5 protein-coding genes and 1 pseudogene are annotated in these 6,487 nt (G+C 63.8%); all 6 read right to left on the bottom strand.

Annotation, left to right across the window (positions count from 1 at the left end):
* The coding region (locus tag WAN71_RS13045; RefSeq protein WP_422225734.1) for a serine/threonine-protein kinase PknK at window positions 1-3,910 on the bottom strand (3,910 nt) is incomplete at its 3' end.
* Between the two features lie 225 nt (window positions 3,911-4,135).
* Complete coding sequence (locus WAN71_RS13050) at window positions 4,136-5,041, bottom strand: YncE family protein (RefSeq protein WP_422225731.1); 906 nt, start codon at window positions 5,039-5,041, stop codon at window positions 4,136-4,138.
* Between the two features lie 116 nt (window positions 5,042-5,157).
* Window positions 5,158-5,511 carry an AIM24 family protein gene (locus WAN71_RS13055; RefSeq protein WP_422225732.1) on the bottom strand — a complete coding sequence of 118 codons (354 nt, stop codon included), beginning with the start codon at window positions 5,509-5,511 and terminating at the stop codon, window positions 5,158-5,160.
* Window positions 5,512-5,561: 50 nt separating this feature from the next.
* Window positions 5,562-5,882: pseudogene (locus WAN71_RS13060) on the bottom strand (AIM24 family protein); the annotation flags it as partial.
* A 162-nt stretch (window positions 5,883-6,044) separates the two neighbouring features.
* A complete protein-coding gene (locus tag WAN71_RS13065) occupies window positions 6,045-6,299 on the bottom strand; it encodes a hypothetical protein (RefSeq protein WP_422225733.1) in 255 nt (84 codons plus the stop codon).
* 62 nt (window positions 6,300-6,361) lie between these two features.
* Window positions 6,362-6,487: lipoprotein LpqH (locus tag WAN71_RS13070; RefSeq protein WP_422223804.1), on the bottom strand; the 126-nt coding region annotated here is incomplete at its 5' end.

A 6,487-nucleotide genomic window follows, 5' to 3' on the forward strand; every position in this document is an offset into this window, starting at 1 on the left:
TCGCCAGACCGTCATCGGCCGGCGCGGCCGCCAACCGCTCGATCGCGGCCTCGGCTTCGGCCACGTCGCTGTCGGCGGCGCCGTCCAGCAGCGTCTCCACCAGAGCACCAGACGCCGCAGTGCCCCATGCCAGCAGCCGGCCCTCACGGAACAAACGGTCTGCGGCGGCACGCATGAGCAATATTGCCTCGTCACGGTCTCCGCGCCGAGCCCTTTCACGCGCCAAGTACATGTCGACGATCGGTAACTGGCCGAGGTTGTATCCCCGGCGCCGAAACTCTTGACCGACCTGGGCCAGCAGTTTCTCTCCGCGGTCACGCTCCGCATCCGTGTGGCGGTGCACCAGCGCAACGCCCAGCGTCAACTGGGAGAGGGCCACGCCGAGATCATCACCGGATCGTTCAGCAATCTGTAGGGCAGCCTCGATTTCGCGCATCGCGCCATCGTCGGCTGTTAGCACGCCATTCGTTATCCCCGGCCAGTAGCCGACGGAGACTACTGTGACGGAGGACGCAGGGTCGGCGCTGTGGGTTATGGCCAGGGCCTGGCGCAGGTCGTCGCGCCATCCGGGACGACCCAGACACGAACGGGCCATAGCCCGCGTCGTCAAGGCGGCCGCTAACGGAGACCACGCGCCAAGGAGGTTGCCCTTTGCGGCATCACCATCGGCTAGGTCGATGACCCGCTGCGACCACTCCAGCACATCAGACCACTCGGAGCTGTCAATCTTGGCGTAGATTGCCGGGGGGAACAGCGCCAACGTCAAGGTGGGATCACCAATGGACTCGATGAGGGCTACGGCTTCGGAAGCCAGCTGCGACGCCTCAAGGATCCTGTCCTGATACAAGTGATCCATCACCAGGCCCACCATGGCGATGGCCAGTGACGCCTTATCCCCTGCAGCGGCGCACAATTCATGCAGTTCATCGAATCGGGCCCCGGAAACATTCACATGTACTCGCCAGGCGGTCGCGCACAACATGGTGCGCGGGGCGATGCGCATGGTTGTGCGGTCCGGCTCCTCGGCAGGTAACGCATCGGCGATCCTTGTGGCGCGCTCCCAACTTTGTCGCGCCGCGGCGATGTCGCGCTTGGTTGCCCACTTTGCGGCGCGCATGTGCCAGCCGTAGGCGGCGTGCCCGTCACCGGCGGCCTCCAGATGCTCGGCGATCAGCGCCGCGTTCTGCTTTGCCGCTGCCGACTCACGTGATTCGATCGCGGCCGCGACGCGCCGGTGCAGCTCTGCCCGATCGGATTTGAGCTGTGATTCGTAGGCCACCATGCGAATCAGCGGATGGTGAAACCCATACTCGCCGCTACCGGTGAACCTGACCTGATCGACGAATTCGGCTCTCACCAGCTCTGCGAGTGCCGGCTGAATACCAAGGCCGGCCAGCAGGTCGGGACTGAACCGCGATCCGACCACCGCCGCAGCTCGCAGCGTCTGTTTGGCGGCCACGTCGAGGCGGTCGATGCGGGCGGCGATGGCGGCCTGCAGGGTGGCCGGCACCCGCACCTCGGTCATTTCGGTGCGGCAGACGTACGCTCCGCGCTGGCCTTGCAGCACGCCACGTTCGGCCAAGTCACGGATGATCTCTTGCGCGAAGAACGGGTTGCCGTCCGCGCGTGATGCGATCACCTCGGTGAGATCACGAACGGAGCGGTCAGTCCCGAGCAGTTCATCAATCATCGCCGCGGCTTCGCTTTGGGTCAGCGGCGCCAGCGCAAGCGTCTGGGCCGCCGGTAGCTGCGCTAGTGCTCCGTGGTACTCGGACCGATATGTGGTCAGTACCAGCGAGGGGGTTCGCGGGATGATCGCGATTAAATCGGCCAACATGGAATCGCTGACGCCGTCAATCCAATGGGTGTCCTCGAGGATGTAGAGCGCGGGATCGGTGCGGGCCGACTGAGTCGCGTTGATCAACGCGGTCAATCGCCGCCGTCGCGCATCCGGGTCGATCCTTGGCAGCGCAGTATTGGGGTCGGCGATGCCCAACAAATCATCCAGCAGCAGCAAGTCCTCGGGATCGGCATCGGGCGGAGCCTGGCTGCGCGCCTTTGCCCGCGCGGCCGCAGCGTCAAGGTCACTGATACCGCCCTCCGCCCGCAGCAGCCGTGCCACCACCGCGAACGGAATGTGACTGGTATGTGATTCGCAATGCGTTGAGTAGACCTGTACACCAAGGGTTTTAGCCAGTTCGACGGCCTCAGACACCAGGCGGGTCTTGCCGATGCCCGCCGGCCCCACCACATTCACGACACACCCGCGCCCGTTGGTGGCCCGCTCCAGCATCGCCGCGATGGTGTGCAGCTCCGCTTCCCGTCCCACCAGGGTTGACCGCACCTCAGAGCCGGGCTCGCGCCGCGCTGCCACCCCGCGCAGCCGGCGCGCCGGCACCGGTTTGGCGGCCCCCCTGATGTGCACCATTTCTGGCTCACCTAACACCGTGGCATCCTCTACCAACCGAGCGGTGGACTCGCTGAGCAGCACACCCTGTGGCGGGGCGACCGATTCCATTCGCTGGGCCATCCCGACAGTCGTTCCCACAGCGGTGTAACCCAATCCCCCAGAGCCGATCTCGCCGACGATGACCTCACCTGAATTCAGGCCCACCCGCAGTTGCAGTCCGACGGCATCGCGAGCCTCGACGTCGACGGCCAGCCGCGCCAGCTCCTCTTGAATACCCAGCCCGGCCAGGCAAGCCCGAAAAGCGTGATCCTCCAAGGAAGTCGGCGCACCGAATACCGCCATGATCCCGTCGCCGGTGAACTTATCCACCGTCCCGCCGAATCGGCGCACCACCGCCGATGCGCGGTTGACAAGCTCGGTCATGATCTCGCGGAACCGCTCGCCTCCCACCGCCACCGCAAGGTCCATGGAATCGACCACATCGGCGAACAACACCGTTACCTGCTTGTACTCCGCCCCGGGAAATGACACTATGTCCGGCCCACCTGCCCGGCCAGCCGGCCTGGGTTCCGGTGTGCCGGAGCGAGATGCCGAAGGTGAGCTTTCGTGCAGGGCCATCGTGTCGACCGGCAACCCCTGGCGCGCCTGAGCGCCTTGCAGTAGTTCACCGAGCCCTTCGGCGGTGGGCCGATCTGAAAGGTTACGGGCCATCGCCCGCTCCACAACACCGGCGACAGCGTCGGGAACCCGAAGTTCACGCAGATCGGGCAGCGGTGCACCGGCGATCCGGGCAAACTGCGCCAGCAGGTCCTCGTCGTCACGACGTTCGAAGGCGGCATGCCCGGCCAAACCACAAAACAGCGTCGCGCCCAACCCGTAGACATCGCATGCCGGGCCGGCCGGATCACCGCCAATCACTTCCGGTGCGGTAAACGCCGGTGAGCCAACGAAAAGCCCGGTCACCGTCTTAAATCCCGACCCAGCCGTGCGGGCGATGCCGAAATCACCTAACGCCGGCTCCCCGTAGTCGGTGAGCAAGACGTTGGCCGGCTTGACATCACGATGCACAATGCCCAACCGATGCGCCGAAGCCAACGCCGCGGCCATCTTCACCCCCAACCGCAGCACCTCATCAACGCCCAACACCCCCACCTCGGCGATGCGGTCACCCACACTGCCTGCCGCACAGAAGGGCATCACCAAAAACGGTCGGCCACTGGCGATCTCACCGATCTGCAACACCGACACAATGTTGGGATGCCCGGTCAACTGCGCCATCGCCTGCTGCTCACGCACAAACCGGGCCCGGGTGTCGTCCAACTCCACGGTGAGCACTTTGACCGCCACCAACCGGCCCAGCCGAACCTGCCGGCAGCGATAGACCACTCCAAAACCGCCGCGACCCACCTCGACGGCATCCGCAAAACCAACAGCAGCCAACTCGGCGACAATCCCACCGGCAGCAGGCCGCACCGAAACCGACCCAGCCAGCTCACCCAGTCCATATTGGGTTTCGCCCGGGTCGTGCGGCGTCCCACCAACGTCACCTAGATCGGCATCCATCACCGGACCTCCAGGCGGTTAACCATAGTCCGGCCAGCTAACACCTGCAGCTGAAACAGCCCGAGCCGCGCCCCACCACGCATCGGCTATCCAACACCTGTGCATCAAGAACGCCTCTGGCCCATGCTTTGCACACCGGAGTGCCGAACTGCGCAGTCAGATTTAGACGGCCGCTGGTTGTAGCTCAGCAGCCGGATCGGCAAACACGGCCTGGAGCACCTCAACTAATGGCGGCGTTGCAGGTGCCGGCGTGACGGCGGGCAAGCCAGTGAGGACACCCGCATAGTCGGCCAAGTAGAGCCGACCGGTAGAGAGGCTCGCCACGCACGATGGCCAGCCGCCGATTGTGATGTGGCCGAAGACCTCGTCGGTTACCGCGCAGATCACCGAGACGCCGTCGCGCTCCACGACATATACCTTGGCGCCATCTGAGCTCACAGCCACTTGTGCTGCGAACTCGCCGACCTTGACGACCGCACCGATCGCATGGCTTGCAACGTCGATACGGATCACAGCGGCAGCCCCGCGCGGGTGGTGAGCCAGCACGTAAACCGCTGTGCCGTCTGGGCTGAGCGCAACGTCCCTTATCGGCGCCCCGATCGGTACGGTTGCGACTAATCGACCTTCGGCACCGTCAACGACAGCAAGCTCGCCGTCACGCGGGCTGGAGATACCCAGGTACAGCATCCCGCCGTCGCCAGCCCGTACGACATCGATGATCGCTGCATCGCCTGTTGCGATCGCCATCGGCGTGACCGCCTCCGTCGCGATATCGACCACCGCGACATCGTTTCCCAGCCGTCCGGTCCTGGCTGCGAACACTCGAGCGCCGTCCGGGCTGGCTGCCATGCTGGTGATGGTGAATGCAAGAGGATGCGCCGAAACCAGGGTTCTAGTTTCCAGGTCGAGTACGTAGACCGCATCGCAGCTCGCCGACGTCGTTGCGACGAAAGCACGACTGCCTGCCACTGCAACAGCCACAGGATCACTGTCGAGCCGGATGAGGCTGGCGGCAGCGGGATCATCAACGTCGAGGATCGATACTGCGCTGTCGCGCGGATGTGTCACGACTAGTGTGGTGCCAGCGGGATCGGCGGCGACATCGCCAATCGGGTTGCAATTCAGCGTAATCGGGTCCATTGTCGCCTTTGGCCACTCGTAGATGGGCGCACCGGGCTATCGTCTTAGGTGGTCGACATGTCCATGTACATGGACTGAATGCCGACACGACCGGGACCGGTAAAGCGATTGAAGACGAGATTGCCGGTGCCGCCGAATATTCCGGAGCGCAGTCCATAGACTTTCGGATCCATCCGCACACTCTCGTCGCGGTAGACCCAACTTCCCGGCTCCACGTCGATCTCCTCACCGGGAGCCAGGACTTTCTCAAAAACGTTGCCGTAGCCGTGCAACCACACCACACCCTCGGACTGGGTCGCGGCGAACCGGTCCACGAAGAAACCGGTCGAGCCGAGCAGCATGTTTTTGACCCCCTTCTGGCGGGTGAATCCATATTCCAAATTGCCAGTTGCCGCCAAGTATTGGTGCTAGCGTACCTCAATTGCGGCGCCGGGGGTAAGTGCAGCGGAAATACGTGCCCGGTACTGTCGCGGGAAAACGCCACCTGACCCGGCCCGCGCGCCTCGGTCAAAAGCAGTTGCATGCCAGCGATCATGCGCTTGAACGCACCCTTGCCCCTGAGCCCGATGGCGAGCGCCGGATCTTTCCACAGCAACACGTGGTGCTCGAAAAACACCGGCACGCTGCCGTCGAGCCGAATGTGCAGCACCGGCACCAGCTCTCCTTCGATGCGGTAATACACACCCGGCGCCCGCCCATCTCCGACGGTGGTCGGCAACAACTGCGGTGGCTCGGACCGATAGGAATCGCTGATCTTGGTCTGACTCATTTACTGGCTCCTTCGCGCGTTTCGAGGTCGAACTCATCGGCAAAAGGCTGGTTACCAATGGGCGCCGACTTTGGCAGTGCTGCACAGACATTGCCGATCTCGTGCCACCCCTAGCGTTGCGCTATTGACGGCACGGTCGGCGGGCGTTCTTCTGACGACAATTCAAGGTCGCCTGGCATAGCGGGTCAGGAACCCAATGGCCGCGATCGCTGCGACGGCGCCAACCACGCCCCACAGCACGACGGAAAATAACAGCGACCCGAATAGGAAGTCGTACGTCATCATGAGGTAAAACGACCAGAGCACACGGTAGAGGCACCAGAGCGCGAGCACTCCACTGCCGATCCCGATGATCAGGCTCCGGTTGCGATCGACGCGGTCGATCTGTTCCTCGATGTTGGTGGGTAGGATCTTCATTTCCGTATTCCTTTCTTTGAGGCGCCGCCTCATTGGCGGTCAGCCGGTAACTACAACGCCAGTTATGGGCAGGTGACGTCGATTTCGAAGGGCTTGGTCACCGGTCCTGCCATTGGATTGGACAGGTCTGCACCGCTGGCCGTGCCGGTGATCTTGTAGGACTTGCCGTCCTTGGTGGCCTTGGCGCT

Source organism: Mycobacterium sp., from assembly GCF_049280035.1.
In the GTDB taxonomy this organism is placed as follows: domain Bacteria; phylum Actinomycetota; class Actinomycetes; order Mycobacteriales; family Mycobacteriaceae; genus Mycobacterium.

Bases quoted from the DNA above. Each gene is read 5' to 3' on its own strand.
- WAN71_RS13065 (WP_422225733.1), bottom strand. From the start codon at position 6,299: ATGAAGATCCTACCCACCAACATCGAGGAACAGATCGACCGCGTCGAT.